A 26,274-nucleotide genomic window follows, 5' to 3' on the forward strand; every position below is an offset into this window, starting at 1 on the left:
CGTTGCCCTGCGGCAAACGGCCGCGACAGACGGCGCGCACCAAGCGCAACGCAGGACGATGCCAGAGGGAGAATGAAGGATGGGGCGTTTGACGACGCACGTGCTGGATACGGCGTTGGGCCGTCCGGCGGCTGGACTGGTGATCGAGCTTTGGGCCGTCGAGCCGAAGCCGTCACGCCTGCGCCGGGTCGAGACCAACTCGGATGGCCGCGTTGATGGCGCGATCCTGGAGGGGGCCGAGTTTGGCCCCGGCATCTATGAGCTGCGTTTCTTCGCCGGAGACTACCTGAAGGCCAGCGGCGCAACCCTTACCGAACCGCTGTTCCTCGATATCGTTCCGATCCGCTTTGGCATTTCTTCCGCACGTGACCACTATCACGTGCCTTTGCTGCTCTCGCCTTATGGCTATTCCACCTATCGGGGCAGCTGAGCCATGCGCGACACGATCCGCTTCCTGCGTGCTGGCACTGTTGTCGAACTCACCGATGTCGGCCCGATGGACACCGTTCTCGACTACCTGCGCCTCAGGGAACGGGCAACCGGCACCAAGGAGGGCTGCGGCGAGGGCGACTGTGGCGCCTGCACCGTTGCCCTTGGCCGTCTGGTGAATGGCAAGCTGGTGTATCAACCCGTCAACTCCTGCATCCAGCTCCTGGGCATGTTCGATGGCGCCGAACTGGTGACGGTCGAAGACCTGAGCGCTGATGGCAAGCTGCATCCGGTCCAGAAGGCAATGCGCGACCTGCACGGCTCGCAATGCGGTTTCTGTACTCCGGGCTTCATCATGAGCCTGTTCACGCTGTATCACGCCGAAGGCATGGAACGGAGCCGCAAGGCGGTGACCGACTGGCTTGCCGGAAACCTGTGCCGGTGTACCGGTTATCGTCCCATCATCGATGCGGCCCTTGCGTCCTGTTTTGATGCCGCTGACGATGCCTTTGCCTGGCGCGCCAGTGAGACCCGCGATGCCCTGCGCCGTCTTGCCGACTCGCGCGATGTGTTCCTCGGCTCGTCGGAGAGTTTCTTTGCAGCCCCGGCGACGGCCGAGGGGCTTGCCGTCATCTACAGCCAGCACCCGGACGCGACCTTGGTTGCCGGGGCAACAGATGTCGGGCTTTGGATTACCAAGGGCTTGCGCATGCTGCCGAAGATCATTCATCTCGGCCGTGTTTCCGGCATGACCCGGATCGAGGAGACACACGATGGCGTGTTTCTTGGCGCTGCCGTAACCTATAGCGCCGCCGAACCGGCCCTGACCCGAATCTCGCCGGACCTCGGCGAGTTGCTGCGCCGTATCGGTTCAAAGCAGGTCCGCGCCTCTGGAACCATCGGCGGCAATGTTGCCAATGGTTCGCCCATCGGTGACACGCCGCCGGCTTTGATCGCGCTTGGCGCCAGGGTGGAGTTGCAGCAGGGCGAAGATCTCCGCGTCTTGCCGCTCGAGGACTTCTTCCTCGACTATGGCAAGCAGGACCGCAAGCCGGGAGAGTTTGTTGCCGGCTTGTTCGTTCCCCGGCTTGAGGCCGAGCATTTCTATCGCTGCTACAAGATCTCGAAGCGCTTCGATCAGGATATTTCTGCCGTGATGGGGGCCTTTCGTCTGACGATTGTTGACAGTCTGGTTCATGAGGCCCGCATCGCCTTCGGCGGCATGGCGGCAACGCCGAAGCGCGCGTCCGGGACGGAAGCAGCCCTGGTCGGAGCCAGCCTTGATGATCCGGCGACCTGGGGTGCCGCGATCCGGGCGCTGACCATGGATTACAAGCCGATCACCGACATGCGGGCCAGCGCGGACTACCGCACCGAGGCGGCGCGGGCCCTGCTCGTCAAGGCGCTGATGGAGGCCTGCGGTGCGACGGAACCGCTTCGCCTGAAGGGCGCGGCCCATCAGGAAGGGGGCGACAATGAACGCGCCGCATGACACCCGCCAGATGGCGTCCGGCTTGGTCCATGTCCACAAGTCGCTGCCGCATGACAGCGCCGAAAAACATGTCACCGGCTCGGCGACCTATATCGATGACATGGTCGAGCCGCAGGGCCTTCTGCATGTGGTGCCCGGATGGGCGCGGCAAGCAGCCCGTGGACGCATTCTCGCCATGGACCTTGAAGCGGTCCGCAAGGCCGAAGGGGTCGTCACTGTCCTGACCGCTCGGGACGTCCCCGGCCTCAATGACTTTTCACCCTCCATTGGCGGTGACCCCGTCCTGGCGACGGACGAGATCCTGTTTCACGGACAGGTTCTCTTTGCCGTCGTCGCGACGTCTCGCGATGCCGCCCGGCGGGCGGCCCGGCTTGCCCGGATCGAAGTTGCCCCTGAAACCCCGGTCATCACCGTCGAGGATGCCGTAGCCGCAGACGTCACCGTGCTGCCGGACTATCAGTTCCGCCGTGGTGATCCCGAGGCCGCCCTTGCCAGCGCCGAGCGCCGCCTGTCCGGATCGTTCCACATCGGCGGACAGGAACATTTTTATCTCGAGGGCCAGGTCGCACTGGCCCTGCCGGGCGAAGACCGCAGCATGCTGGTCCATACTTCGACGCAGCATCCGACCGAAGTCCAGCATGTCGTTGCCAAGGTGCTGGCCGTCCCCGACGCGCTTGTAACAGCAGAAATCCGCCGCATGGGAGGCGGCTTTGGTGGCAAGGAGAGCCAGGCGAACCAGTGGGCCTGTCTTGCCGCTTTGGCAGCAAGGGTAACCGGCCGCCCTTGCAAGATCCGCCTCGACCGCGATGACGACATGATCATGACCGGCAAGCGGCATGATTTCCGGGTCGACTGGGCTGTTGGCCATGATGACAGCGGCCGCATCCGCGCCGTGGACATGACCCTTCTGGCACGCTGCGGCTATTCGGCCGACTTGTCGCTCGGCGTTGTCGACCGCTCGATGTTCCATTCCGACAGCAGTTATTTCTATCCGGATGCGGTGATCCGGTCGCGGCGGCTGCGCACGGATACCTGTTCCAATACGGCGTTTCGCGGCTTTGGCGGACCGCAGGGGATGCTGGCAGCAGAGCGGATGGTCGATGCCATAGCCATCACGCTGGGACTTGATCCGCTTGAAGTGCGCAAGCGCAACTTCTACGACGGCACCCGCAACCTGACGCCCTACGGCATGCCGGTCGAGGAATGGCAGACCTTGCACAGGATTGTGGAGCAGCTCGAGGACAGCGCCGGCTACTGGCAGCGTCGCCATGAGGTTCGCGCGTTCAATGCTCGCAACCATGTGCTCAAAAAGGGCCTGGCCCTGACGCCAGTCAAGTTCGGCATTTCCTTCACGCTGAAACATCTCAATCAGGCCGGTGCGCTGGTGCATCTCTATACCGACGGCTCGGTGCATCTGAACCACGGCGGCACCGAGATGGGGCAGGGGCTCTACCAGAAGGTGGCGCAGGTGGTGGCCGATGAACTGGGGGTGACGCTCGACAAAGTCGCGATCACCGCAACGACAACGGCCAAGGTGCCCAACACCGGCCCCACGGCGGCTTCTTCTGGAACGGACCTCAACGCCATGGCCGCGCGCAATGCGGCCCGCACGATCCGCGACCGTCTGGTGGCCTTTGCCGCCGAGCGCTACACCTGCCCACCTGAGGCCGTCGTCTTCCGCCGCAACCGGGTGATTGCCGGCGATGTTGAAATCTCGTTGGCAGAGCTTGCCCGGGCCGCTCACCAGGCCCGCATTCACCTGTCCGATGCCGGCTTTTACGCCAGCCCGAAGATCACCTGGGACCGGGAGACCGCCAGTGGCCGCCCGTTCCTCTATTTCGCCTATGGTGCGGCGATGAGCGAGGTGACCATCGACACCATGACCGGTGAAATGGTCGTCGACCGGGTCGACGTGCTGCATGATGTCGGCCATTCGCTCAATCCGGCCATCGATATCGGCCAGATCGAGGGCGGATTTGTGCAAGGTATGGGCTGGCTGACGACAGAGGAACTGGTCTGGGACGCGCAAGGCCGGCTGCGCACCCATGCGCCATCGACCTACAAGATCCCGACTGCATCCGATATTCCGGCCCATTTCGATGTGCAATTGTTCGACAGTCCCGGCAATCCTGAGGAAACCATCTACCGCTCCAAGGCGGTCGGCGAACCGCCGGTCATGCTGGCCAATTCCGTGTTCTGCGCCATAACGGATGCAATTTCCTCCCTGCGTCCCGGCCATGTTCCCCCGCTTTCTGCGCCGGCAACGCCGGAGGCGATCCTGAAGGCGGTTCGCGCGATGAAGTCGGGAGTGGCCGTATGAACCTGTGGAGCCGGATTGCCGACTGCATCGCCCGGGATGGGGCCTGCGCCCTGGTCACGGTGGCGGAGGTAGCCGGCTCGGCGCCGCGGGAAGTGGGTGCCCGCATGATCGTACGAGGCGATGGCGGCCTGTCGGGTACGATCGGGGGCGGAACGCTCGAGTTCGAGGCGATCCGCTGGGCCCGGGCGGCGATTGCAGATGGACGGAGCGACCTTGCCCTGCGGCGGGTTTCGCTCGGGCCTGACCTCGGCCAATGCTGCGGCGGGCGGGTCGAGGTTGCGATTGAAGCCTTTTCGGTCAAAGACTTGGCAGAAGTTGCTGCTCTGGCTGAGCGCGAGGCGATGGGGGGACGGTTTCTGACCCGGCGCGATCCCCTCACGGGGCAGCGCGAGGTCTTGACGATGAACGCCGCCACTCCTGCTGCCGCCTTTGTTCGGGCCGATGACGGCAGTGTGCTGGAGTGGTTCGGCACATCGGAGCGGCCGGTCTGGCTGTTCGGGGCCGGGCATGTCGGACGGGCGGTGGTTCTGGCCTTGGCGCCGTTGCCGTTTGCGGTAACCTGGATCGACAGCCGGGCGGAGATGTTCCCGGTGGCGATGCCGGGGCAGTTGACCTGCATGGCCCATGACCGGCCGGCAGAACTGGTGGACAAGGCCCCGCAGGATGCCTTTATTTTAATCATGACGCATTCGCATGCGCTGGACGAAGATATTGCGGCAGCGGCCTTGCGGCTTGGCAGGTTTGCGTATGTCGGGGTCATCGGCAGCGCGACCAAGCGGGCACGATTTGTCAGCCGGCTTGGCAAACGCGGCCTCGCCCCTGCGGCAGTTTCGGCCATGGTCTGCCCGGTCGGGGCAACAGGACCGAAGTCAAAACTGCCAGCCGCAATCGCGGCGTCAATCGCCGTCGAACTGCTGGTCAAAAATGAGGCAGCAAACGGGGAAACCTTATCCAATCAAACCCTTGCGCTCAGCTTTGGGCTCAGACAATAACACGGCCAAGCGTGGGAACTTATGGGGGACGGCGTGGACAGCAGCACGGTAGAGGCAGAAAAGGGCTCGCACAATGCCCCGCCAAGCGGCGGTGGGCAGCGGCGTGCCGGTGCTGAGATCCTTCTATCTGCGCGGGGCATTACCAAGCGCTTTGGCACGATTGCAGCCAATTCCGATGTGGATCTGGTCATCAACAAGGGCGAGATCCACGCGCTTCTGGGGGAGAACGGCGCCGGCAAGTCGACGCTGGTGAAGATCCTCTACGGGGCACTGCAACCGGATGCGGGCACCGTCACCTGGCAGGGCAGGGACGTTCGGGTGGGGTCACCGGCGGTTGCACGCGCCCTTGGCATCGGCATGGTGTTCCAGCATTTCTCGCTGTTCGAAGCCTTGAGCGTGTCGGAGAATATCGCGCTTGCACTGGACAAATCCGGGTCAAATCGCAGCCTTGGTGAGAGAATTCGCACCGTATCGCGCACCTACGGCCTGCCGCTCGACCCCGATGCGCTTGTCGCCGATCTGCCCGTCGGGATCCGCCAGCGCATCGAGATCGTCCGCTGCCTGCTGCAAGAGCCGCAGCTGATCATCATGGACGAGCCGACCTCCGTCCTGACCCCGCAGGAAGCCGATGACCTGTTCCTGACACTGCAGCGCCTCGCCTCGGAAGGCTGCGCAGTGCTCTACATCAGCCATCGTCTGGAGGAGGTCCAGCGCATCTGCCACCACGCCACGATCCTGCGCCATGGCAAGGTGGTAAGCGAATGTGATCCGACGCAGGAGACCGCCGGTTCTCTTGCCCGGATGATGGTCGGGGCGGACATTGCCCACGTGGCCGCAACCTCCCGCCCGGATGGCACCGCGCCGGTGCGACTTGCCGCACGGGACCTGAGCCTGGCCCCGGCGACGCCGTTTGCGGTCGCCCTCAACGGGGTGTCGATCGAGGTCAAGGCGGGGGAAGTGGTGGCGATTGCCGGGGTTGCCGGAAATGGCCAGGGAGAACTGTTCGATGCCCTGACCGGCGAACGTCGGACCCGGGCCGGAATGGTCGAGATCGATGGCAGCCCGTGCGGTCATGAGGGCATCACGAGGCGACGCCGGCGCGGCGCGGCGTTTGTTCCGGAGGAACGGCTCGGTCACGGTGCAGTGCCGGGGTTCCGCCTGTCGTCCAACATTCTGCTGACCCGTCATGCCACGGATGATGGCCTGGTCAAGGGCGGTCTTGTCGCCTTCGGGCGGATCGGCGACATGGAGAAGCGGATCAAGCAGGTCTATGACGTGCGCATGTCGCATGACGATCCGGAGGCCCGCTCGTTGTCGGGCGGTAACCTGCAGAAGTTCGTCGTGGGGCGCGAGTTGAGCCGCAATCCGGGTGTCCTGATCGTGAACCAGCCAACCTGGGGCGTGGACGCAGGCGCTGCGGCCCTTATCCGCCAGGCCCTGGTGGACCTGGCGCGCAAGGGGTCTGCGGTCCTCGTCATCAGCCAGGATCTGGATGAGATTTACGAGATCGCCGACCGGATCGCCGTCATTTCGCGCGGATATCTGTCCGACCTGGATGTGACGGCGAACATGACCCGGGAGCGGATTGGCCTGCTGATGGCGGGTGGGGCAGAGGCCACCGATCGCTCGGATAGAGGAGCGGCATGATGCGCATCCTCCTTGTCAAACGGTCCGAACACAGCCAGCTGATGGCCGGCCTGTCGCCGGTGATCGCGGTGATGCTGACCATGATTTCGGCTGGTATCCTGTTCGCCGTCGCCGGGCATGATCCCGGTCTGGCGCTGTTCAAGTTCTTCATCGAGCCGATGACCGACCTCTGGTCCTTGCAGGAGCTGCTGGTCAAAGCGGTGCCGCTGGTGCTCATCGCTTGCGGCCTGTCGATCTGCTACCTGTCCAACAACTGGAACATCGGAGCTGAAGGTCAGTTTGTAATGGGCGCGTTAGCTGGGTCCGTGCTGCCGATCCTGTTTCCTGCCTTCGCGAATGGCCTGACCCTGCCCTTGATGCTGCTGCTCGGGGCTGCTGGAGGGGCACTCTACGCGCTGATCCCGGCGCTGCTGAAAACCCGGTTCAACACCAACGAGATCCTCGTCAGCCTGATGCTGGTCTATGTGGCGAACCTGACGCTGGACTACCTCGTCCGTGGCCCCTGGCGCGATCCCGCCGGGTTCAATTTCCCCGAATCCGCGTTGTTTTCGGCCTCGGCCATGCTGCCGACCGTTGGCGATGGCCGGCTGTCGGTGTCGCTCTATGTCGCCATCGCCGTTGCCGTCCTGCTGTCGCTGCTTCTGGGCCGGACGCTGAAGGGCTTCGAGATCCGGGTGCTTGGCGAAAGCCCGCGTGCGGGCAGCTTTGCCGGTTTCTCGCAGAAGCGGATGACCATCTTTGCCTTCATGGTCTCTGGCGGTCTTGCCGGCCTTGCCGGGATCATGGAAGTGGCCGGTTCGCTTGGCCAGCTGCAGCCGACGATTTCACCGGGCTATGGCTTTACCGCGATCATCGTCGCCTTCCTTGGCCGGCTCAATCCGCTTGCCATTGTCGTGGCCGGGTTTGTCCTGGCGCTCAGCTACATCGGCGGCGAAGGCGTGCAGGCCTCCATGGGCATCTCGGACAAGATCGCCAGTGTCGTCCAGGGCATGCTGCTGTTCTTCGTGCTCGCCTGCGACACGCTGATCCTCTACCGGATCAAGCTGCAATTCGGCCAGACTGCCAAGGGAGGCCACGCCCATGTTTGAAGCCATCCTCCTGACTGTCATCACCGCGGCAACGCCGCTGCTGCTGGCGGCCATCGGCGAACTGGTGGTGGAACGCTCCGGCGTCCTGAACCTCGGGGTCGAGGGCATGATGATCATGGGCGCGGTGACCGGCTTTGCCGTGGCCAATCTCACCGGCTCGGGCACGCTCGGCATCCTCGGAGCCATCGGCGCCGGGATGGCACTGTCGGCGCTGTTCGGGTTTCTGGTTCTGGTGCTGGTCACCAATCAGGTGGCCACGGGCCTTGCCCTGACGCTGCTGGGGCTTGGCCTGTCCGGCCTGATTGGCGAAGCCTTCATCGGTGTTCCGGGTCTCAAGCTGGAAAAGCTGGATGTGCCGTTCCTGACCGATCTGCCCTTCATCGGTCCGGTGATCTTCGGCCAGGATCCGATTGTCTACATGTCCGTCGCTATCGTCATCGCCGTGTCCTACACGCTGGCACGGACGCGGGCCGGACTGGTGCTGCGGGCAGTGGGCGACAACCATGCCTCGGCGCATGCGCTTGGCCTGTCGGTGCTGAAGGTGCGGTTCCTCGCGGTGCTGTTCGGTGGCGCCTGTGCCGGTCTTGCCGGCGGCTACATGTCGCTCGCCTATACACCGCAATGGGTGGAAAACATGACGGCGGGGCGCGGCTGGATTGCGCTGGCGCTTGTGGTCTTCGCCTCCTGGCTGCCCTGGCGGGTGGTGATCGGCGCTTACCTGTTCGGAACAGTCACCGTGCTCACGTTCCATGCCCAGGCCGTTGGCGCCGGCGTGCCGTCGCAGCTCTTGTCGAGCCTGCCCTATATCGCCACCATCCTCGTGCTGGTGCTCATCTCCTCGAACCGCCGCCTGACGCTGGTGAACACGCCCGCGTGCCTAGGCAAGCCGTTCGTTCCCGATCGCTGACCGCTGTGTCAGCCGCCGGGGCCGTCGCGGTCCGGTCCCGGATGCGATCACCGTGATCCGCTAAAGCTTCTATCCGAAGTCCCAAACCAAAGGGGAAGTGTCACAATGAAGAACATCCTGAAAGCTGCTGTCGCGGCTGTCGCTCTTTTCGCTGCCGGCTCTGCCGCCCAGGCCGCTGACCTGAAGGCCTGCTTCATCTACGTCGGCCCTGTCGGCGACTTTGGCTGGTCCTATCAGCATGACCAGGGCCGTCAGGCCATGGAAAAGCATTTCGCCGGCAAGGTGGAGACGGCCTATCTGGAAAGCGTGCCGGAAGGGGCTGACGCTGAGCGTGCCATTGAGCGCTTCGCCCGCGAAGGCTGCGGCATCATCTTCACCACCTCCTTCGGCTACATGAACCCGACCCTCAAGGTTGCGCAGAAATATCCGAATGTGAAGTTCGAGCATGCGACCGGCTACAAGACGGCCGAGAATGTCGCGACCTACAACTCGAAGTTCCACGAGGGCCGCTACATCCTCGGCCAGATCGCAGCCAAGATGTCGACGAAGGGCACTGCCGGCTACATCGGCTCGTTCCCGATCCCCGAAGTCGTTTCCGGCATCAACTCGTTCCTGCTCGGCGCCCAATCCGTCAATCCGGACTTCAAGGTCAAGATCGTCTGGGTCAACTCCTGGTTCGATCCGGCCAAGGAAGCCGATGCGGCCAAGGCCCTGATCGACCAGGGCGCGGACATCATTTCGCAGCACACCGATTCCACCGCCCCGCTGCAGGTGGCGGCCGAGCGCGGTGTGATGGGCTTCGGCCAGGCCTCCGACATGATCGCCTTTGCGCCGAAGTCGCAGCTGACTTCGATCATCGACGAGTGGGGTCCGTATTACATTGAACGGGTCCAGGCGGTTCTCGACGGCAAGTGGGAAAGCAAGCAGACCTGGCACGGCCTGAAGGAAGGCCATGTGGTCATGGCGCCCTACACGAACATGCCGGATGACGTCGCCGCACTGGCCAAGGAAACCGAAGCCAAGATCATCGCTGGCTGGGAACCCTTCACCGGCCCGATCACCAAGCAGGATGGCACGGAAGCGGCCGCTGCGGGTGTCCGTCTCGACGATGGCGCCATCCTTGGCATGAACTGGTACATCAAGGGCATCGACGACAAACTGCCGCAGTAAGCTGGCACGGGGCAGGGGCAGTGTTGGCGCCCCTGTCTGAGTGTCCCGGGATGTCCCCTTTGGCGGCACGATTACCCCCAGTGGTCATCCCCGCCTTGTGCGGGGATCCATCGGGCGTCGCGCCGGACCCTTTTGGTTGTTGTTCGCTCTGTGCGTGGGTGTGGATCCCCGCACAAGGCGGGGATGACGGCTGAGGGTGGAGAGACGCTGTGCGCGCGGACCCGCTTCGGGTGGTGGCTGGTGAGGGGTGGAGCCTGCTCACGGCGACGTAGTGTTCTTGCTCAAGCACCATCTGACGCATGAGCGGAGCATGTCTTCTGGCAGCTTGCCCCATCTCCGGCGTCATCCCCGCCTTGTGCGGGGATACATCGGGTGTCTCGCCGGGATCGGTTGGTGGTTGCTGGCTTTGTGCCTGGGGCTGGATCCCCGCACAAGGCAGGGATGACGGCTCAGGGTGGGGGAACCGCTGAGGGCGCGGACCGCTGAGGGTGGGGAACTGCTGAAGCTGATATGCCGCTGAAGGTGCCACCGGCGGTGAATGGCGGGATCGCAGGTTCCCTGCGTTGAATACAAGAACAAGATTTCCAGAGAGATTGCCATGCTGATGACCTTCGCTGCTGACTGGCTCAACCTGCTGCTTCGCTGGGCGCATCTGGTCGTCGGCATCGGCTGGATCGGGACTTCCTTCTATTTCATCGCGCTGGATCTGGCGCTGAAGAAGCGCGAAGGCATGCGCGAGGGCGTCTATGGTACGGCCTGGGAAGTGCATGGCGGCGGCTTCTACCACGTGGAAAAATTCACCGTTGCGCCGTCGTACCTGCCGCAGGACCTGATCTGGTACAAGTGGGAGGCCTATCTCACATGGGTCACCGGCTTTGCCCTGCTGGTGGTGCAGTATTACTTCAACGCATCGACCTATCTTATTGATCCATCAAAGCTTATCATGACCCCTGGAGAGGCTGTCGTGATCTCGGTGGCAAGCCTTGCCGCAGGCTGGTTCGCCTATGATGCCTTGTGCCGTTCGGCCATCGGCCGCAACACACCGCTGCTGGCCGGCTGTCTCATCGTCCTGATCCTGGGGGCCTCCTATCTGTTCACACAGGTGTTTTCAGGCCGTGGCGCGTTGATCCATGTAGGGGCCTTCATTGGGACGATCATGGCTGTCAATGTGTTCGGCGTGATCGTTCCGAACCAGAAGAAGATCGTCGGCAGCCTGCTGCGCGGGGAAGCGCCCGATCCGGCGCTTGGCCAGATGGGCAAGCAGCGCTCGGTGCACAACAACTACCTGACGCTGCCCGTGCTCCTGATGATGGTCTCGAACCACTATCCGATGCTGACCGGGCATCCGCATGCCTGGCTTCTGGTGGCGCTGGTCCTCGTCATCGGCGGCATGGTGCGCCACTTCCTCAACCGGCATGAGGCCGGTGACCCGTTCGCCCGTTACTGGTGGTCGCTGCCTGTGGCGGCGATCGGACTGGCGGCGGCCCTGGTGATGACTGCGCCGACCGACTATTCGGGCACCGCTACGGTGGCCGATGCGGAGGCGCTGAAGATCAGCCAGGCGCATTGCGTCATGTGCCACGCCGCGACGCCGACCCATGAAGGCTTCAGCGAGGCACCGAAGGAGGTGCGGCTGGAGACGGTTGCCGACCTCAGGCGCTACGCGGACCTGATCATGGCGCAGGCGGTGCAGTCCGATGCCATGCCGCTTGGCAACGAGACCGGCATGAGCGATGCCGAGCGGCAGACGCTCGGCGGCTGGATCGCGCAGCAGAAGTGAGGCGGGCAGGTCCGATGGGCGCAAAGCTGAGTATCGACGCCGTCAACGGCCTGAGCGCCGAGGCGTTTGTCACGCACTTCGGCGATGTGGCGGAACATTCGCCCTGGGTTGCGGAACTGGCAGCCACGCGCCGACCCTTTGCCAGCCGCGAGGCGCTGGTCGCGGCGTTTGACGCGGCCATGCAGGCGGCACTGCCGGAGCGGCAGCTGGCGCTGATCCGGGCGCATCCGGATCTGGCCGGGAAGGCGGCAATTGCCGGGAACGTGGCTGAGGATTCCAGAAAAGAACAGGCCGGGGCCGGTCTTGACCGGCTGAGCCCTGACGAGTTTGCCCGTTTCACGGCGCTCAATGACGCCTACAAGGACAAGTTCGGCTTTCCGTTCATTTTCGCAGTGAAAGGCGCGACCAAGGACATGATCCTGGCCGCCTTCGAGAGCCGGATCGGCAACGATCCAGCGACCGAGTTTGCAACCGCCCTGGCACAGATCGCGCGGATTTTCCGCTTTCGCCTGGAAGACCGCGTGGAAGATTGACCGATCCGGCCAGTCAGGGCTGCAAACAGATCCCCGGTCGTCATCCCGGGCGAGCGAAGCGAAGACCCGGGACCGCAGGGCCGAGGTTTCTCTGGATCTTGCGCGTTGAAATACAATTTAGACCCCGGCTCTCCGGTCCCGGCTCGGCGCTGCGCTTGGCCGGGATGACGTGGTGAGGCCGAGGTCTGGCCGGCGTGACGGGCTGAGCGGACGGCTCAGCCCTCGCGTTTCCAGATCAGGGGATAGGATTCCGGTGCGTCGTCGACGCCGTTGCAGTCCGTTTTCTCCCGCAGTTCCACCGCATCCCAGCCGATGCTCTCGCCTTCCAGGAACACCAGCTCATAGGTCTCGAAGCGGCCGCAGTCGCCGATCCCCCGGGACCTGGTGAAGGAGGTCAGGCGGGAAGTGGCAGGGTCGAACACCGGGCTGATGATCTCCGGATCGTCAGCCGGTTCACCGGTCGGCGGGCGCTGGAAGTGCAAGAGCGCGGTGTTGAGATCGCCGTCGAGGAGGATGGAATAGGCGTAGACGAAACTGCCCTGGTAGGCCCCGAGGAAACAGGGCAGTTCCCAGATGCCGCTGCGCTCGTCAATGCCGTAGAAGCGGCCGCCGATGCTTTCAAGTGTCTCGGCCAGCGGGCAGGCTGGACCTGCTGCGACACTTTCGACGACCCGGTCAGGGACATCGGCGAGGCTGTCTAGGGTCCGGGTTTCGGTAATCCGCACGAGCCGGTCGTCGGTGACGGTGGACTGCACCGTCTGGGTTTCTCCCGGACGCAAGGTGAGGCGATGTACCCCGGCAGCCGGATCGCGCGGGCCCTGGATCATCACCGCATCTGTGCGGCCGATGCGGCCCTGGGCGTCATCCATCAGGGCGAAGACGGGCGTGAAGCCGTCGAGCGAAACGGCGATCTCGGTCTGCTTGCCGTCCGGCATCTCGACCACGGCGGTGGCAGTGGCCGCTGCCTTCAGCGCCATCATCATCGGCTCGTTCGGCGTGATGCCGCCGAAGCGGACCTTGCCGTCCGAGGGCTCCTTGGTGATGTCACCGACCATGCGGTAGTCCTCGCTCGGCACCCAGAGGCGGAGCTTGCCACCGACCGGCGGGGTCAGGGAGGAGTGGAACTCCAGCACCATGTCCGAGGACGGATCGGCGGGGCGTTCCAGCGCCAGACGCAGAAAGTCATCCGCGCCGATGGCGATGAATGTGTCGGCAATACACGCGTTGTCAGTGTCGCAGGACAGCGTCCAGTCGCCATCCTGCAGCACCAGTTCGGTGGCCTGCAGCGGGAGTGAGGCAGCAAGTCCGGCAAGCCCGGCCAGAAGCAGCGTGCGAAAGGGCTGGCTGCGGGTCATAGGGCGGCCTCCGGGGCGAGCCGCTCGAAACGGCCATCCAGAAACTCATCCATCGGGCGGGCCCAGATCGTTCCCTCGTCGCCCTGGTACAAAAAGGCATCGGTGCCCGTCGCCTCGATGCGGCATTTGCCGAGGATGCGATAGACGCCTTGCGTCTTGCGGTGACGCCAGAGGCTGCCGCGCAGGGACGGGTCAAGACCATCGCTGGCAACCAAGAGATCTGGAGAACTGGTGCTCCAGGATGAAGCGCAGGACATGGCAGCTCCTTGTGGCCCGTCATGCCGGGCGTTGCACAAGTCATACGGCAGTCAAAGCTGCTTTAACAAGGCTCTGTGCTGAACCGTTGCTAGCGAAATGCAATCGGAATGGTGAAGGTCCAGCTGTCGCGGCGGGCGGCCGAAGGAATGGCCGGGAAGGGCGCGGCCCGGCGCACGGTTTCAAGCGCAGCCTCGTCCAGTTCAGGCACGCCGGAACTGCGGGCGACGCGGATCGAGGAGGCGCTGCCGCCCTTCGCAACGACGAAGGACACCAGTGTTTCACCGGTCAGGCGGCGGCGCTTGGCCGAGGGCGGATAGTAGAGCGCACGGCGAAGCGCGCGGCTGATCAGGCCGGGATAGTTGGTGACGTCGGAATTGCCTTCCGCATCGCCCGTGCCGATCCGTCCGGCGCCACCGGCGAGGGCGGTGACGTTCGACTGGCCGCCGGCTCCCCCTTGTGCGGGCGGGGCGGGGGCCTTGGCCTTGGCGGAAGCAGCCGGCGCCTTGGTTGCTTTCTTCGGCTTGGGCGCGTCAGCTTTTTTCGGCTCGGGCTTGGCAGGTTTCGGCTGTGCCGGCTCGGGCACGGGCTTGACCGCCTCGACGGGAGCCACGGATGCGAGCGGGGCAGGGGCAACGGCAGCGGCTACGGCGGAGACCGGCTCCGCGGGTTGCTGTGCGGCTGGGGCACTCGGGACTGTGGCAGCGAGTGCCAGCGTCGCAGTGGGATCAGCGGCGAGCGGCTCGGGCAAGATGACAGGCGCTGCGGCCGGCGGGGTGAGCTCCGCGGCAGGCTGCTGCGGTGCCGGCTCTATGGCAGCGACGGGGGGACGCGGGGCCTCGGCGGGCTTTACCGGCTCGGTGACCGGTTCGGTAACGGGCGGGGCGACGGGCGGCGTCTCGGCCGGTTGCGGCTGCGATTCAGGGTCCGTGGTCTCAGGGATGAGCGTGTCAGGCTGGGTTGCAGCGACAATCGTGTCGCTGGGGTCACCGGACTGAATGACGGTGTCAAAGGCCGTGCCGATATCCGCGCCGATCTGGACGCCGCCGCCGGCAAGCTGAGGCGTTTCGTCGCGCGTCAGGGCGATCACGCCGGCGCCGAGATGGAAGGTCAGCGACAGGCCGAGAGCGAGGCCAATGTGCCACGGCCGCAGTCTCATGGCGTGGTCCGCCGGGTGACGACCTTGACCCTTGCCGCGCCGGCCTGCTTGAGGGCATCGACGACCTCGACGAGCCTGCGGGCGTCCAACTCCCGGTCGGCGGCGAGAAGGATTTCAGGTGCATCTGTGGCAAGGCGCATGCGTCGGTCGGCGACGAAGGCGTCAGCGGTCATGTCCGCGCCACGGAAGGTCAGGCGGCCGTCGGCATGGGCGAACAGCGCATCGGGTGGCGGCAAGGACTCGGCGTCCCGGGCATCGGTCAAGGTAACGGCGCTGTCGAGCGGCGGGGCGATCTGGCCGGCGACAAGGAAGAAGATCAGCATCAGGAAGACGATGTTGATCAGCGAGATGGTGGTTTCCATCTTGCGCATCGGCTTGTCGCGGTTGAGGCGGATCACGTCGATAAGGTCCTTGTGGCAGATCAGCGGGCGATGGTGAGTGTCAGGTCGGTTCCCGACAACTGAGCGGACCGGCGCAGCGCCTCGACAGCATCGACCAGAGCCTGGGCATTGGCCCCCTCGCGCGGCAGGATCATCGAGGATTTTGCACCCTTTGCGAGGAACCCCGTCAGTCGGGCATCAACCGCATCCGGGCCAACGAATTCGCCGTTGATGCGCAGGCCTTCTCCGGAAACGATGACGAGAATGTCGGGTGCTGCCGCAACGCCGCTGCTGCCTGCCTTGCCCGTGCCGCCAAAGTCGACAGACCCAAAGCGGGTGAAGGTCGAGGACAGCATGAAAAACAGCAGAAGCAGGAAGATAACATCGATCAACGATGTCATCGACAGAGGCTTGCGGCGAGGGAGCTGCTTGTCAATGTGCATGCGAGGCCCGGATCGCGACGGCTGGCGCCTGACCGAGAGCAACCGGTGCGACGGTCGCGGTCTGATGGGCAAGGCCCGGCGTCCCGGGCAGGGCGACAAGGATTTCGGCGCAGATGGTTTCGATCGCCACGCGCTCGCTCTCGACCCAGCTCTCGAACATCGACAGGATGGCCGAGACCGGCATGGCGACCGCAAGACCGGCAGCGGTGGTCAGGAGCGCGACCCAGATACCTCCGGCCAGAAGCGACGGATCGACGGAACTGCCTGCAGATTGCAGCGACTGGAAAGCCTCGATCATGCCGATCACGGTGCCGAAGAGGCCAAGCAGCGGAGCCAACTGGGCGATGGCATCGAGCGCCTTGAAGCCACCTTGCAGGCCATGCAGACGCGCCGTGGCGATGCGGGCAATCTCGGTCTCGATGTCGGACCGGTCCATGCCGCCGGCCAGAGACAGATGCATGGCATTGGCAACGGCCTCTTCGGCAGCGCCCGCCGGCTTGTCGAGAAGGCTTGCAGCTTCCCGCTTGCGGCCCTGCCGCCACAGGCGGGCGGCAAGGCGGGCCCGTCCGGGACGCGCCGTGCGGCTTGTGCCAAACTGGACAAGCTTCAGCAGGATGATGGCGAGCGCCGCGACCGACATCAGCGCGATCAGGACGACGACCGGACCACCGAGGTCCAGAAGATCCGTAACAGGTTGCAGCAGGGCGGCGCTCAGCATGGCAGATATCCTACTTGTTGAAGTTGATGGGCGTGCGGGAGGCGGTGGACAGCGGGGCAGCGCAGAGCGGCGAGGCGGCCGTGGCACCGCTGCAGCCTGAAGCGCCGTTGACCAGGATCGAACCAATGCTCTCGCAGGTCCCCCCCGGGATCTGGAACTGGCGAACCACGGTCTTTTCCTCCGGCAGCGCGCCGAAGTCGAACACCGTCATGCGGTCCACCAGCCCCTCCTTGTCGAAGAGCACGAACTCGAAGCCGGCCGAGGGCAGCGCCGCGCCGGTGGCGTTGCTGGCCACGAAGGTCAGCAGGCATCCGTTGCTCGCGGCGGCGGCCTTGTTCAGCTCCAGTGTCACGCCCTTGCCATCCGCCGCATGGGCCGGATTAGCAAGGAGGGCCGCAACGGTGAGGGAAACGGCGGCAAAGACTTCCAGTTGACGTGCAAATCGCATTCTTACCACCCGAACTGCTTGTTGACGGTGAGCTTGAACGTCCGCCCCCGGCCGTCATCGCCGGCGAGGTTGTTGCGGTAACGCTTGTCGAAGATGTTGTCGACGGAGGCACGGACTTCCCAGCCCTTGAACTGGGTCGCCTCATCGCCCTTCCAGCCGATGAAGGCGTCATGGACGGCGTAGCCCGCGAAGGGCCCGGTGGTCTGTCCGGTCGAGATGGAGGTCGCGAACTGGCCGCGCCAGCCGAAGGACAGGTTGTAGTCCGGAACCCGCGCGCCGAGGGTCACAGCGACCGTGTCAGCCGGGATCGAAGCGAGGGTCTTCTTCGTCTTCTCGTCCTTGCCGCGAATGATGCTGTAGGCGAAGTTCGCAAAGGCATAGCGCGACTGATAGTCGGCCTCGAACTCGACGCCGTAGATGCGGGCCTGGTTGATGTTGACGTAATAGGGGACAGGCACGCGCAGATTGTTCTGCGGGTTCGTGGCGATCAGATTGGTCAGATCGTTGTAGAAGCCGGTCGTCTTGAACTGCAGCGCGTCGCCATCCTGGATCAGATCCTTGCCAGACACGGCAAAGCCGGCCTCGTAGTTGAGCGACTCTTCCTTCTTCAGGCCAAGGCTGGCCGTCCGGCCGCCGGGATAAGTGGAGCCTGGACGGGTCGGCTTTGCGGCCGTCGAGAACAGTTCATCCAGCGTCGGCAGGCGCTCGGTGCGGGCGAGCGATCCGAAGACCGAGAAGCTCTCGGTGAACTTGTACATGGCCGCGATCTTGGGCGAGAAAGCGAGATCCGACTGCGAGCGGGCGCCCGGGATGCGGCTGTCGGGCTCGAGCGAGACGTAATCGAGACGGACGCCGGGAATGATCGTCAGCTTCTCGTTCCAGATGAATTCGTTCTGCAGGAACACGCCGATCTTGCGGTCGGTGCCTTCCGGATGGAAATCGACCCAGCCGGTGCCGCCCTTGGTCTTGCCGGTCCGCTGCTGATAGGACAGCTGGGTGCCGAGCGTCAGGAAATTGGCGAAGCTGTCGCCGGTCGTCTCGAACGTGTTCTCCAGCTTGGCCTGCCAGGTGCGGTAGCCGTATTCGCTGTCATAGAAAAGCGTGGAAGGGATGCGCGCCGTCGAATTGTCCTGGACAACCTGCGTGTCGGACACCGACAGGTTCAGTTTCAGATCGAGGAACGGATTGCCCTGCGCCGGGTTTTCATAGGCAAACACCAGCGTCTGGTCGGTGATCTCGCGGTCGATGTTGCCGAAGTCATTGACGGTGCGGTTCTGGGCATAGGACGTGTCGTCCGCGTCGCTCTGCCAGCGCTGATAGGACAGGCGGACGCTCTGTTCGTTGTTGTCACCGAAATGATGGGTGACTTTGGCGAGGCCCGAGAACGCCTCGAAGCCCGAGCCGGGGACCTTGGTGCCATAGCCGGTGAGATAGTCATTGGCGCGGCGGAAATTGCCGTTGACCAGAACGTCCGTCTGCTCGCCAAGGCGCGCAGCCAGGATGGCGGATGTGCTGAGGCCTTCCTTGTTGGAATCGAGCATCGACTTCAGCCGCAGCGCGACCTTTTCGTTCGGCGACAGGAAGTCGGAGGCATCCTTGGTGACGAAGTTGATCACGCCGCCGAGGGCGCCGGACCCATACAGGGTGGACGATGCCGGTCCGCGCAGCACCTCGACCTGCTTGTAGAGCTCGGGATCTGAGAAGAACGAGCCCATGTTGTACTGTTCGTAGAACTTGGTCGCGCCATCCACGGTGATGATGATGGTCGATTCGTCCGAGGCATTGGCCGCGCCGACGCCGCGAATGTTGAAGCCCTGTCCGCCGACGCGGTCGGTGCCGATGATCGTCACGCCCGGCGTCTGGCGAAAGATGTCGCCGATGGTGATGGCCTGTTCGTCGTCGATCTGTTCCTGGTCGATGACCGTGACCGCCTGAGGCGTGTCGATGGCAACCTTTTCGCGGCCGGCGCCGACTACGAGGCGCTGCAGCGCTGTGGCCTGGGTCTCGGTCTTTGCGGCCGGTGAGGGCGCTGGCGCTGCCTGTTGTGCCAGCGCAGAATGGGTCACCGTCAGTGCCAGAAGGGCGACACCGCCCATCAGAAATGTCGCATGCTTGCGCGCCATCGTCATTGCATCAACCCCTGCAGACGGACTGGCTGGCGCGAGCTTGCTTGTCCCTGAAACTGTTTGTCATTCCTGAATATCGCATTCAGGTATTGCGGTCGATACAAAAGATGAATATTCAAGTCAACTATTGAAAGAGCCCTGCAGCGCGCCTTTGCCATCCGGCGTGGCTGCAGCGTCACAATGAGGACCGGCAAGAGCCGAACCCCGCCAGGTCATCCCCAGCTAGAAGGACGATCCGGCCGGTCCCCGTACACATAATGTCCCGACGGACATGAATTCACGGCCCGTGCTGAGCCGCCTTGACCGGTTGCCGCGCGAACAAGAGGGGATAGCCATGACCACAAACCAGAGCCTTGTTTCGGGCGATGTTTCGGCGCAGCGTCCGGGACCGGAGGCCATCCGCGCGGCTGTTGCCGCCCATCCGGAGCGCCGCGAGCGGGACCTTGCCCAGGACCTGGGCGTCAGCGAAGCCGAACTGGTTGCGGCCTTCTGCGGCGAGGGCGTGATCCGCCTGACACCGTCCCTGTCCGGGATCTGCAACGGCATGAAGGCCGTGGGCGAAGTGATGGCCCTAACGCGCAACGAAAGCGCCGTGCATGAGAAGATCGGGCCGTTCGAGAAGTTTGTCGATGGCAGCCGTGCGGCCATGATGCTGGGCAGTGCCATCGACACGCGCATGTTCCCGGCCCATTGGGTGCATGCCTTTGCGGTGGAAAAGCCGGGGGACTCCGGCCCGCGCCGCAGCATCCAGGTGTTCGACGCCCATGGCGATGCTGTGCACAAGATCCACCTACGGGCTGCCTCCAATGTGTCGGCCTTCGAGGCGCTGGTCAAAGACCTCACCCATCCGGACCAAAGTGCGGGGCTGGGCACCGTGCCGGTTGCGGCGCTGCGTCCGGAGCGGCCGGCGCTGGACACGTCCAAGGCCGCCGAATTGCGGCGGCGCTGGAGCGCGATGACCGATACGCATCAGTTCTTCGGCCTGCTGCGCGACATGGACCTGCACCGGCTGAACGCGTTTGAACTGGTCGGCGAGGACTGGGCCTGGAGGGTCGATGGCAATGCGGTGCGTGCAATGATGCGGCTGGCGGCGGACAACGACATCCCGATCATGTGCTTTGTCGGCAGCCGGGGCTGCATCCAGATCCATTCGGGGCCGGTGAGCCAGATCAAGGAAATGGGGCCGTGGATCAATGTCCTCGATCCGACCTTCCACCTGCATCTGCGGCTCGATCACATTGCCGAGGTCTGGGCCGTGCGCAAGAACGCCGACAACGGGCATGTCACCTCGCTCGAGGCCTTTGACGCCGATGGCCAGCAGATCATCCAGTTCTTTGGCCTGCGCAAGGAAGGCCGCGAGGAGCGCTCCGACTGGCGCGACCTGATCGAGCACCTGCCGCGCGTCGGCCAGCTTGCGGTCGCCTGAGGGGGGAGGGAACGATGCGTCCAGTGGTTTCTTTCTCCCGCCCGAAGGCGGCGGCCCTGATTGCTGCGGCTGTGCTGAATGTCGGCCTGGCCCTGAGCCTGTCGTCCGCCTGGGCCGCCGAGACCTCGGATCTGACCGGTGCGAAGCGCATCGTGTCGATCGGCGGTTCGGTCACCGAAATCGTCTATGCGCTGAAGGCCGAAGACCGGCTGGTGGCACGGGACAGCACCAGCACCTATCCGCCGGAAGCAATGAGCCTGCCGGATGCGGGCTATATTCGGGCGCTCAATGCCGAAGGCGTGCTCGGCGTGTCGCCGGATGCGATCCTGGCGCTGGAAGGCAGCGGTCCGCCGGAGGCGCTGGATGTGCTGAAGAAGGCCGGGATTCCCTTGGCCATGGTGCCGGAAAGCTTCACCGCAGAGGGAATCCTGGCAAAGATCGACCGGGTCGGTGCGGCCCTCGGGCTTCAGGACGAAGCGGCGACTTTGGCGGCAGCCGTCCGGGCTGATCTTGCCGCTGCGACGGCCGAGGCCGATGGCATGCCGGAGAAGCCGCGGGTGCTGTTCGTCCTGTCGATGAATGGCGGGCGCGTGCTGGCCTCGGGCAAGGACACGGCGGCCGACGGCATCATCCGCATGGCCGGTGCCGTCAACGCGGTCGAGGCCTTTGCCGGCTACAAGCAGCTGACCGATGAGGCGATTGCCGACCTCAGGCCCGATGTGGTGCTGATGATGGACCGGGGCGGGCAGCATGATGCCAAGGCAGACGAGCTTTTCGCCCATCCCGCCCTTGCCCTGACCCCGGCCGCCAAGACACGCCGCGTGGTGCGGATGGACGGTCTGTATCTGCTCGGCTTCGGTCCACGCACGGCCGGTGCGGTGCGCGAGCTTGCCGCTGCCCTGCGCCGTCCCGGGACGGCGGCGCAATGACGCTCGCCTCCAGCGCTGCCGCGTTTTCGCCGGTCCGCCGGACCAGGATCGAGGGTGACCGTGCTCCCCGCGCACGCGTTGCCCTCGTCCTGCTGGCGGCCTCACTGGTGCTCGTGATGATGGGTGCGGTCTCGATTGGTTCGACGGGCTGGGCCAATGGCGAGGCGCTGCGGTTGATCCTGTCGGGCGAACGGCCGACGGACAATCCCTTGCTGCTGCGGGACATCATCGTGCTGGCGGACATCCGCTTGCCCCGTGTCATCATGGCCGCGCTGATCGGCGCCTCGCTGGCCGTCTCCGGTGCAGTGATGCAGGGGCTGTTCCGCAATCCGCTGGCGGATCCCGGCATTGTCGGTGTGTCGGCTGGCGCAGGACTTGGCGCGGCGTTGATGATCGTGCTGGGCGGCGGTGTGCTGGCACCGGTTTTCGGGCTCTTCGGCAATCACGCCGTCTCGGTTGCCGCCTTCCTCGGCGGGCTGGCGTCGACGATGCTGCTCTACCGGATCGGCACGCGCGGCGGTTCGACCAACATTGCCACCATGCTGCTGGCCGGCATCGCGCTGGGGGCCCTGGCGGGCGCCGCTCTTGGGCTGCTGGTGTTTGTGGCGGATGACCGCGCCTTGCGCGATCTGAGCTTCTGGGGACTTGGCTCGGTGGCGGGAGCTACATGGGACAAGATCCTCACCGCCGGTCCGGTCATTGCGCTGGTGCTGCTGCTCAGTCCGCTGCTGGCCCGGTCGCTGAATGCGCTGGTTCTTGGCGAGGCGGCGGCGGGGCATCTCGGCGTCAACGTGCAACGCCAGAAGCGCCTTGCCATCGTGACCGTTGCAGCGGCGACGGGCGCGAGCGTCGCGGTGAGTGGCGGCATCGGCTTTGTCGGCATTGTCGTGCCGCATCTCCTGCGCCTCACCATCGGGCCGGACCACAAGTATCTGTTGCCGGGCTGCGCGTTGCTGGGTGCGATCATGTTGATTGCCGCCGACACGGTGGCGCGCATCATCGTGGCGCCGGCGGAACTGCCGATCGGCATCCTGACGGCCCTGGCCGGAGCCCCCTTCTTCCTCTGGATCCTGCTGACACGCAGGGGCTTTTCGCTTGGATGACATGATGAGCGAGCTGGTGCTGGAACAGGTCAGCGTGCGCCTTGGCGGCCGCGTGATCGTCGACGATCTGAGCTTCACCGCCCGGGCAGGCGAGGTGACCGCAATCATCGGGCCGAATGGCTCGGGCAAGAGCACGACGATGAAGGGGCTGTCTGGTGAGATCCGCTATGAGGGACGCGCAAGGCTGAACGGGCGCGAGATCGCCGAGACGCCAGCGGCCGAAATGGCCAGCTGCCGCGCGGTGCTGCCGCAGCATGGCACGATCACCTTTCCCATGACCGTGAGCGAGGTGGTCAGCCTCGGCTTTCATGCAAGGCGGCGCGAACCGGGACTGATTGGCGAGGCGCTGGCGCGGGTCGGCCTTGACGGGTTTGGCGGCCGGTTCTTTGAAACCTTGTCTGGCGGGGAGCAACAGCGCACGCAATTGGCCCGCGTGCTGGTGCAGATCTGGGAGCCAGTGCGCGGCGGGATGCCGTGCTGGCTGTTTCTCGATGAGCCGGTGTCGAGCCTCGACATCCACCACCAGATCCAGATCATGGATCTGGCCCATGCCTATGCCCGGGCTGGCGGCGGCGTTCTGGCGGTGATGCATGATCTCAACCTGACCGCGATGTATGCCGATCAGGTGGTGGCGCTCAGCGGCGGGCGGTGCCTTGCCGCAGGTCCGACGCGGGAGACCCTGACGGGGCCGATCCTGTCGGCGGTTTATGGCTGTCCGCTGGCGGTCAACCAAGCGCCAGCCGATGACACGCCCTTCGTCCTGCCGCATCTGGCGCGCAGCGCCCACGCCTGAGCACTCGACCCGACAGGGACCTTGCGCTTTCTTGCGGCCTCGTCCATTGCAGGACAGGGTTTGCGGCCAAGTGAGCCAGGGCAGGGGATCAGAATGAGCGTTTACAAAGCTGTTGCCGCAGTCGCACTTGCCGCAATGAGCGGCCTGCTGCCGGGCTGTGCCGCCATCGCTGTTGGTGGTGCGGTGGTTTCAACGGCAGCGAGCGGCGTGACGACCGTGACGAGCACCGCCATCGGCGTGACAACGAGCGCCGCCGGTGTCGCGGTGGACGTCGTAACGCCGGGTTCGAAGGAACCGGCTCGCCAATAATGCGGCCGTCAGCTTGCCGGTGCGATCCGGATCAGGCGGCCATCCTCGGAATCGGTGAGCAGATAGAGGTTGCCATCCGGGCCGCTGCGCACATCGCGGATGCGCTCGCCGAGATCCTCAAGCAGTCGCTCCTCCGCCACAACCTTGCCGTCCTTCACCTCAAGCCGGTTGAGATGCGTGCCTGCGAGCGCGCCAAGGAACAGGTCGCCCTGCCACTCGGGGAACCGGTTGCCCGAGTAAAAGGCCATGCCGGACGGGGCGATGGAGGGGACGTAGATGTGAATGCCCTGTTCCATGCCAGCCTTTTCCGTGCCTTCGCCAATGCTGAAGCCGGAATAGGCGCGGCCATGGGTAATGACCGGCCAGCCGTAATTCGCACCGGCTTTCAGGACGTTGATTTCGTCGCCGCCGCGGGGCCCATGTTCATGCGCCCAGATCGCTCCGTCCGGCGTAACGGTGAGGCCTTGCGGATTGCGGTTGCCAAAGGTGTAGATCTCCGGCAGGGCGTTCGCTTGCCCGAGGAACGGGTTGCCGGGGGCGGGCTCGCCGTCGCGGGTGATGCGGATCACCTTGCCGGAGTGCAGCGTCAGGTCCTGCGCCGTGTCGTCGCTGCCATGGTCGCCGATGCTGGCGTAGAGATACCCGTCCGGACCGAAAGCCAGACGCGAGCCGAAGTGCCGGCCGCTCGAGCCTTTGGTCTTTGCGGTGAACAGGACCTTGACATCGGAGAGGCCGCCTTGCACCAGCGTGGCGCGTGCGATCTGCGTCGTGCCACGACCTGAAACCGGCGCGGAATAGGACAGATAGATCGTGCTGTTGCGGGCAAAATCCGGATCGAGAATGACGTCGAGCAGCCCACCCTGGCCGGTGTCGTAGACAACCGGAACCCCGTTGAGAGGTGCACTGATCTCGCCTTCGGACGTGACAAGCCGAAGCCGCCCCGGGCGCTCGGTGACAAGCATGCGCCCGTCAGGCAGAAAGGCAAGGGACCAGGGATTTTCGAGCCCTGTTGCCACATCGCTCAAGGTGAAACGGGCCTGTTCGGAGACGATAGCCTGTGCCCGCGCCTCGCCGGCCAGTGCCAGGAGTGCGGCAAGGGCAAGCCCGGTGCCAGCAAGCATTGCCAGATGCCAGCTCCGCTGCTTTCCCTCACGCTCAGCCTCCGCAAGGCGCCGCTTCTGGCGCGCGGCGATCTGCGGATCGGACGAGAACACGGGCTGGGGCTTGAAACGCATGATGGGCCTTTCGCAGGTGATCGGCCTGCCAGACGGCAAGCCCATGCCTTGCGATATGGGGCAGACGCATTGCCCTGCAAGGCTTCGCCGGCAAAAGCTCACGGCCTCGTGAAGGGCCACGGTTCAGCCGAAGGCGCTGGCCTTGCGTTTCACCATCGCGGCCTTGTCAACCTCGAAGGCGACCGACCGGAACGCCTTGAGCAGCGGCTGGTCTATCTTGCAGCCCATATCGACCAGGACGCCATAGGCCTGGCGCGGGCTGTAGGCCGGTTTGTAGGACCGCTTCTCGATCAGCGCGGCATAGATGTCGCAGATGGTCAGCATGCGGACGCTCTTGCTGATTTCATCGCCCTTGAGCCCATCCGGATAGCCGGAGCCATCGAGATATTCATGATGATGAACGGCAATGTCGATCACTTCCTGCGACACATGCCGCTGAGCCGCCAGGATTTCGCGGGAACGGACCGGATGCTGCCTGATGATCGCGAATTCCTCGTCGGTCAGTTTCCCCGGTTTGTCGAGGATCGAGAGCGGGATATAGACCTTGCCGACATCATGCAGCAGCGCTGCGGCACCCAGGAAAGCCTGTTCCTCGCCGGACAGTCCGAGTGCCGATGCAAAGGCGAGGGCATAGCCCGTCACCAGCATCGAATGGCAATAGGTGTGGCTGTGGTGCATCTGCACCGCAGAAATCCAGGCATCCATTCCATCAAGGCGGAAGGCGTCGAGCGTGTCGTCGACCGCACGCGCCACCTGGGTCAGCGGCATCAGGGTTTCGGTCACGACAGCGGTTGCGCATTGCCCAAGGGCCGCGCTCATGGCTTGGACCGAGCGGGCGGTCTGTTCCGGGGTCGACGCTGGCAATGCGGCGATGGCATAGGAACCGAACAACTGGTCGATCTCGCGCAGCGCTTCCTTGGCCGGCCGGGTACGCGACCAGACGCGGGTCAGGCCGAGGGCATCGGCCTGGATCCTGTCACGCCGGCTGTCACCGCGGGTCAGGCCCACGCTCACCGTCGAGCCGGATCTGGCGAGAGCCTCGCGGACGGCGGACATTTCCTCATCCGTTCCCTCCGCAATGTCGACGATCACCATGTCAGCGGACTTGAGATCAGCCTCGCCAACGTCGCGGTGTTCGAAGATCTCGGCCGGATGCATCTGGCCGATGGTGTGCAGCAGGGCCGGACATTTTTCGAGATCCGTAACCAGCAGAACCAACCTGAACACAGCGCATTTC

Annotated in this window: 25 protein-coding genes; 15 read left to right on the forward strand and 10 right to left on the reverse strand. The window is 64.6% G+C overall.

Annotated features, from left to right (window positions below; translation table 11 throughout):
* The first annotated feature begins 79 nt into the window (after window positions 1-79).
* From uraH to uraD, 10 genes are all read left to right on the forward strand, one after another.
* Window positions 80-430: a hydroxyisourate hydrolase gene (gene uraH / locus ACTIFE_RS01445; RefSeq protein ID WP_439527389.1), complete on the forward strand. Its 351-nt coding sequence runs from the start codon at window positions 80-82 to the stop codon at window positions 428-430.
* Window positions 431-433: 3 nt separating this feature from the next.
* Window positions 434-1,921 carry a xanthine dehydrogenase small subunit gene (gene xdhA / locus ACTIFE_RS01450; protein ID WP_439527390.1) on the forward strand — a complete coding sequence of 496 codons (1,488 nt, stop codon included), beginning with the start codon at window positions 434-436 and terminating at the stop codon, window positions 1,919-1,921.
* Window positions 1,905-4,241, forward strand: coding sequence for a xanthine dehydrogenase molybdopterin binding subunit (gene xdhB, locus ACTIFE_RS01455; RefSeq protein WP_439527391.1), 2,337 nt, complete (start codon window positions 1,905-1,907; stop codon window positions 4,239-4,241). The genes xdhA and xdhB overlap by 17 nt, the downstream gene beginning before the upstream one ends.
* Window positions 4,238-5,233: a xanthine dehydrogenase accessory protein XdhC gene (gene xdhC, locus ACTIFE_RS01460; protein WP_439527392.1), complete on the forward strand. Its 996-nt coding sequence runs from the start codon at window positions 4,238-4,240 to the stop codon at window positions 5,231-5,233. The genes xdhB and xdhC overlap by 4 nt, the downstream gene beginning before the upstream one ends.
* Window positions 5,234-5,254: 21 nt before the next feature.
* On the forward strand, window positions 5,255-6,880 hold the full coding sequence (locus ACTIFE_RS01465) for an ABC transporter ATP-binding protein (protein ID WP_439527393.1): 1,626 nt from the start codon (window positions 5,255-5,257) through the stop codon (window positions 6,878-6,880).
* A complete protein-coding gene (locus tag ACTIFE_RS01470) occupies window positions 6,877-7,968 on the forward strand; it encodes an ABC transporter permease (RefSeq protein ID WP_439527394.1) in 1,092 nt (363 codons plus the stop codon). The genes ACTIFE_RS01465 and ACTIFE_RS01470 overlap by 4 nt, the downstream gene beginning before the upstream one ends.
* Window positions 7,961-8,875 (forward strand): ABC transporter permease, encoded by a 915-nt coding sequence (locus tag ACTIFE_RS01475; protein ID WP_439527395.1) that lies wholly within the window; start codon window positions 7,961-7,963, stop codon window positions 8,873-8,875. Before ACTIFE_RS01470 ends, ACTIFE_RS01475 begins: the two co-directional genes overlap by 8 nt.
* 105 nt (window positions 8,876-8,980) lie before the next feature.
* A complete protein-coding gene (locus ACTIFE_RS01480; RefSeq protein WP_439527396.1) occupies window positions 8,981-10,045 on the forward strand; it encodes a BMP family ABC transporter substrate-binding protein in 1,065 nt (354 codons plus the stop codon).
* Window positions 10,046-10,643: 598 nt separating this feature from the next.
* Window positions 10,644-11,825, forward strand: coding sequence for a urate hydroxylase PuuD (locus ACTIFE_RS01485; RefSeq protein ID WP_439527397.1), 1,182 nt, complete (start codon window positions 10,644-10,646; stop codon window positions 11,823-11,825).
* A gap of 14 nt (window positions 11,826-11,839) precedes the next feature.
* The gene (uraD, locus tag ACTIFE_RS01490; protein ID WP_439527398.1) at window positions 11,840-12,358 is read left to right on the forward strand and encodes a 2-oxo-4-hydroxy-4-carboxy-5-ureidoimidazoline decarboxylase; all 519 of its coding nucleotides are present in this window, start codon (window positions 11,840-11,842) and stop codon (window positions 12,356-12,358) included.
* Window positions 12,359-12,573: 215 nt separating this feature from the next.
* Here uraD and ACTIFE_RS01495 read toward each other — a convergent pair whose 3' ends face one another.
* From ACTIFE_RS01495 to ACTIFE_RS01530, 8 genes are all read right to left on the reverse strand, one after another.
* Entirely contained in the window at window positions 12,574-13,713 is a 1,140-nt protein-coding gene (locus tag ACTIFE_RS01495) for a DUF1176 domain-containing protein (protein WP_439527399.1), read from the reverse strand.
* Complete coding sequence (locus ACTIFE_RS01500; RefSeq protein ID WP_439527400.1) at window positions 13,710-13,970, reverse strand: hypothetical protein; 261 nt, start codon at window positions 13,968-13,970, stop codon at window positions 13,710-13,712. The genes ACTIFE_RS01495 and ACTIFE_RS01500 overlap by 4 nt, the downstream gene beginning before the upstream one ends.
* Window positions 13,971-14,059: 89 nt before the next feature.
* Window positions 14,060-15,127, reverse strand: a complete 1,068-nt coding sequence (locus tag ACTIFE_RS01505; protein WP_439527401.1) for a TonB family protein — start codon at window positions 15,125-15,127, stop codon at window positions 14,060-14,062.
* Window positions 15,124-15,525 carry an ExbD/TolR family protein gene (locus ACTIFE_RS01510; RefSeq protein WP_439527402.1) on the reverse strand — a complete coding sequence of 134 codons (402 nt, stop codon included), beginning with the start codon at window positions 15,523-15,525 and terminating at the stop codon, window positions 15,124-15,126. The genes ACTIFE_RS01505 and ACTIFE_RS01510 overlap by 4 nt, the downstream gene beginning before the upstream one ends.
* 23 nt (window positions 15,526-15,548) lie before the next feature.
* Complete coding sequence (locus tag ACTIFE_RS01515) at window positions 15,549-15,908, reverse strand: biopolymer transporter ExbD (protein ID WP_439527403.1); 360 nt, start codon at window positions 15,906-15,908, stop codon at window positions 15,549-15,551.
* 31 nt (window positions 15,909-15,939) lie between these two features.
* Complete coding sequence (locus ACTIFE_RS01520) at window positions 15,940-16,668, reverse strand: MotA/TolQ/ExbB proton channel family protein (RefSeq protein ID WP_439527404.1); 729 nt, start codon at window positions 16,666-16,668, stop codon at window positions 15,940-15,942.
* Between the two features lie 10 nt (window positions 16,669-16,678).
* The gene (locus ACTIFE_RS01525; protein WP_439527405.1) at window positions 16,679-17,116 is read right to left on the reverse strand and encodes a hypothetical protein; all 438 of its coding nucleotides are present in this window, start codon (window positions 17,114-17,116) and stop codon (window positions 16,679-16,681) included.
* Between the two features lie 2 nt (window positions 17,117-17,118).
* Window positions 17,119-19,245: a TonB-dependent receptor domain-containing protein gene (locus tag ACTIFE_RS01530; RefSeq protein ID WP_439527406.1), complete on the reverse strand. Its 2,127-nt coding sequence runs from the start codon at window positions 19,243-19,245 to the stop codon at window positions 17,119-17,121.
* Window positions 19,246-19,576: 331 nt separating this feature from the next.
* Here ACTIFE_RS01530 and ACTIFE_RS01535 point away from each other — a divergent pair, with 331 nt between their 5' ends.
* The 5 genes from ACTIFE_RS01535 to ACTIFE_RS01555 all read left to right on the forward strand — a co-directional run bounded on the left by ACTIFE_RS01535 (window position 19,577) and on the right by ACTIFE_RS01555 (window position 23,802).
* Window positions 19,577-20,668, forward strand: coding sequence for a hemin-degrading factor (locus tag ACTIFE_RS01535; RefSeq protein WP_439527407.1), 1,092 nt, complete (start codon window positions 19,577-19,579; stop codon window positions 20,666-20,668).
* 14 nt (window positions 20,669-20,682) lie between these two features.
* On the forward strand, window positions 20,683-21,597 hold the full coding sequence (locus ACTIFE_RS01540; RefSeq protein ID WP_439527408.1) for a heme/hemin ABC transporter substrate-binding protein: 915 nt from the start codon (window positions 20,683-20,685) through the stop codon (window positions 21,595-21,597).
* A complete protein-coding gene (locus ACTIFE_RS01545; RefSeq protein ID WP_439527409.1) occupies window positions 21,594-22,700 on the forward strand; it encodes a FecCD family ABC transporter permease in 1,107 nt (368 codons plus the stop codon). Before ACTIFE_RS01540 ends, ACTIFE_RS01545 begins: the two co-directional genes overlap by 4 nt.
* A 1-nt stretch (window position 22,701) precedes the next feature.
* On the forward strand, window positions 22,702-23,493 hold the full coding sequence (locus tag ACTIFE_RS01550; protein WP_439527617.1) for a heme ABC transporter ATP-binding protein: 792 nt from the start codon (window positions 22,702-22,704) through the stop codon (window positions 23,491-23,493).
* Between the two features lie 93 nt (window positions 23,494-23,586).
* Entirely contained in the window at window positions 23,587-23,802 is a 216-nt protein-coding gene (locus ACTIFE_RS01555) for a hypothetical protein (protein ID WP_439527410.1), read from the forward strand.
* Window positions 23,803-23,810: 8 nt separating this feature from the next.
* Here the strand turns inward: ACTIFE_RS01555 and ACTIFE_RS01560 are convergent, their stop codons facing one another.
* Both ACTIFE_RS01560 and ACTIFE_RS01565 read right to left on the reverse strand, forming a co-directional pair.
* Window positions 23,811-25,037 (reverse strand): PQQ-dependent sugar dehydrogenase, encoded by a 1,227-nt coding sequence (locus tag ACTIFE_RS01560; RefSeq protein WP_439527411.1) that lies wholly within the window; start codon window positions 25,035-25,037, stop codon window positions 23,811-23,813.
* Between the two features lie 123 nt (window positions 25,038-25,160).
* The gene (locus tag ACTIFE_RS01565) at window positions 25,161-26,264 is read right to left on the reverse strand and encodes an HD-GYP domain-containing protein (protein ID WP_439527412.1); all 1,104 of its coding nucleotides are present in this window, start codon (window positions 26,262-26,264) and stop codon (window positions 25,161-25,163) included.
* Window positions 26,265-26,274: the final 10 nt, after the last annotated feature.

Source organism: Pannonibacter sp. (assembly GCF_051860505.1).
GTDB lineage: Bacteria > Pseudomonadota > Alphaproteobacteria > Rhizobiales > Stappiaceae > Pannonibacter.

Excerpts from the sequence above, each read along its gene's own strand:
- xdhA (WP_439527390.1), top strand. The coding sequence starts at position 434 with ATGCGCGACACGATCCGCTTCCTGCGTGCTGGCACTGTTGTCGAACTC.
- uraH (WP_439527389.1), top strand. The coding sequence starts at position 80 with ATGGGGCGTTTGACGACGCACGTGCTGGATACGGCGTTGGGCCGTCCG.
- ACTIFE_RS01540 (WP_439527408.1), top strand. The coding sequence starts at position 20,683 with ATGCGTCCAGTGGTTTCTTTCTCCCGCCCGAAGGCGGCGGCCCTGATT.
- ACTIFE_RS01470 (WP_439527394.1), top strand. The coding sequence starts at position 6,877 with ATGATGCGCATCCTCCTTGTCAAACGGTCCGAACACAGCCAGCTGATG.
- ACTIFE_RS01480 (WP_439527396.1), top strand. The coding sequence starts at position 8,981 with ATGAAGAACATCCTGAAAGCTGCTGTCGCGGCTGTCGCTCTTTTCGCT.
- ACTIFE_RS01500 (WP_439527400.1), bottom strand. The coding sequence starts at position 13,970 with ATGTCCTGCGCTTCATCCTGGAGCACCAGTTCTCCAGATCTCTTGGTT.
- ACTIFE_RS01525 (WP_439527405.1), bottom strand. The coding sequence starts at position 17,116 with ATGCGATTTGCACGTCAACTGGAAGTCTTTGCCGCCGTTTCCCTCACC.
- uraD (WP_439527398.1), top strand. The coding sequence starts at position 11,840 with ATGGGCGCAAAGCTGAGTATCGACGCCGTCAACGGCCTGAGCGCCGAG.
- ACTIFE_RS01505 (WP_439527401.1), bottom strand. The coding sequence starts at position 15,127 with ATGAGACTGCGGCCGTGGCACATTGGCCTCGCTCTCGGCCTGTCGCTG.
- ACTIFE_RS01545 (WP_439527409.1), top strand. The coding sequence starts at position 21,594 with ATGACGCTCGCCTCCAGCGCTGCCGCGTTTTCGCCGGTCCGCCGGACC.
- ACTIFE_RS01520 (WP_439527404.1), bottom strand. The coding sequence starts at position 16,668 with ATGCTGAGCGCCGCCCTGCTGCAACCTGTTACGGATCTTCTGGACCTC.
- ACTIFE_RS01495 (WP_439527399.1), bottom strand. The coding sequence starts at position 13,713 with ATGACCCGCAGCCAGCCCTTTCGCACGCTGCTTCTGGCCGGGCTTGCC.
- xdhB (WP_439527391.1), top strand. The coding sequence starts at position 1,905 with ATGAACGCGCCGCATGACACCCGCCAGATGGCGTCCGGCTTGGTCCAT.
- ACTIFE_RS01465 (WP_439527393.1), top strand. The coding sequence starts at position 5,255 with ATGGGGGACGGCGTGGACAGCAGCACGGTAGAGGCAGAAAAGGGCTCG.
- ACTIFE_RS01535 (WP_439527407.1), top strand. The coding sequence starts at position 19,577 with ATGACCACAAACCAGAGCCTTGTTTCGGGCGATGTTTCGGCGCAGCGT.
- ACTIFE_RS01560 (WP_439527411.1), bottom strand. The coding sequence starts at position 25,037 with ATGCGTTTCAAGCCCCAGCCCGTGTTCTCGTCCGATCCGCAGATCGCC.
- ACTIFE_RS01485 (WP_439527397.1), top strand. The coding sequence starts at position 10,644 with ATGCTGATGACCTTCGCTGCTGACTGGCTCAACCTGCTGCTTCGCTGG.
- ACTIFE_RS01530 (WP_439527406.1), bottom strand. The coding sequence starts at position 19,245 with ATGACGATGGCGCGCAAGCATGCGACATTTCTGATGGGCGGTGTCGCC.
- ACTIFE_RS01515 (WP_439527403.1), bottom strand. The coding sequence starts at position 15,908 with ATGACATCGTTGATCGATGTTATCTTCCTGCTTCTGCTGTTTTTCATG.
- ACTIFE_RS01555 (WP_439527410.1), top strand. The coding sequence starts at position 23,587 with ATGAGCGTTTACAAAGCTGTTGCCGCAGTCGCACTTGCCGCAATGAGC.
- ACTIFE_RS01475 (WP_439527395.1), top strand. The coding sequence starts at position 7,961 with ATGTTTGAAGCCATCCTCCTGACTGTCATCACCGCGGCAACGCCGCTG.
- ACTIFE_RS01550 (WP_439527617.1), top strand. The coding sequence starts at position 22,702 with ATGATGAGCGAGCTGGTGCTGGAACAGGTCAGCGTGCGCCTTGGCGGC.
- xdhC (WP_439527392.1), top strand. The coding sequence starts at position 4,238 with ATGAACCTGTGGAGCCGGATTGCCGACTGCATCGCCCGGGATGGGGCC.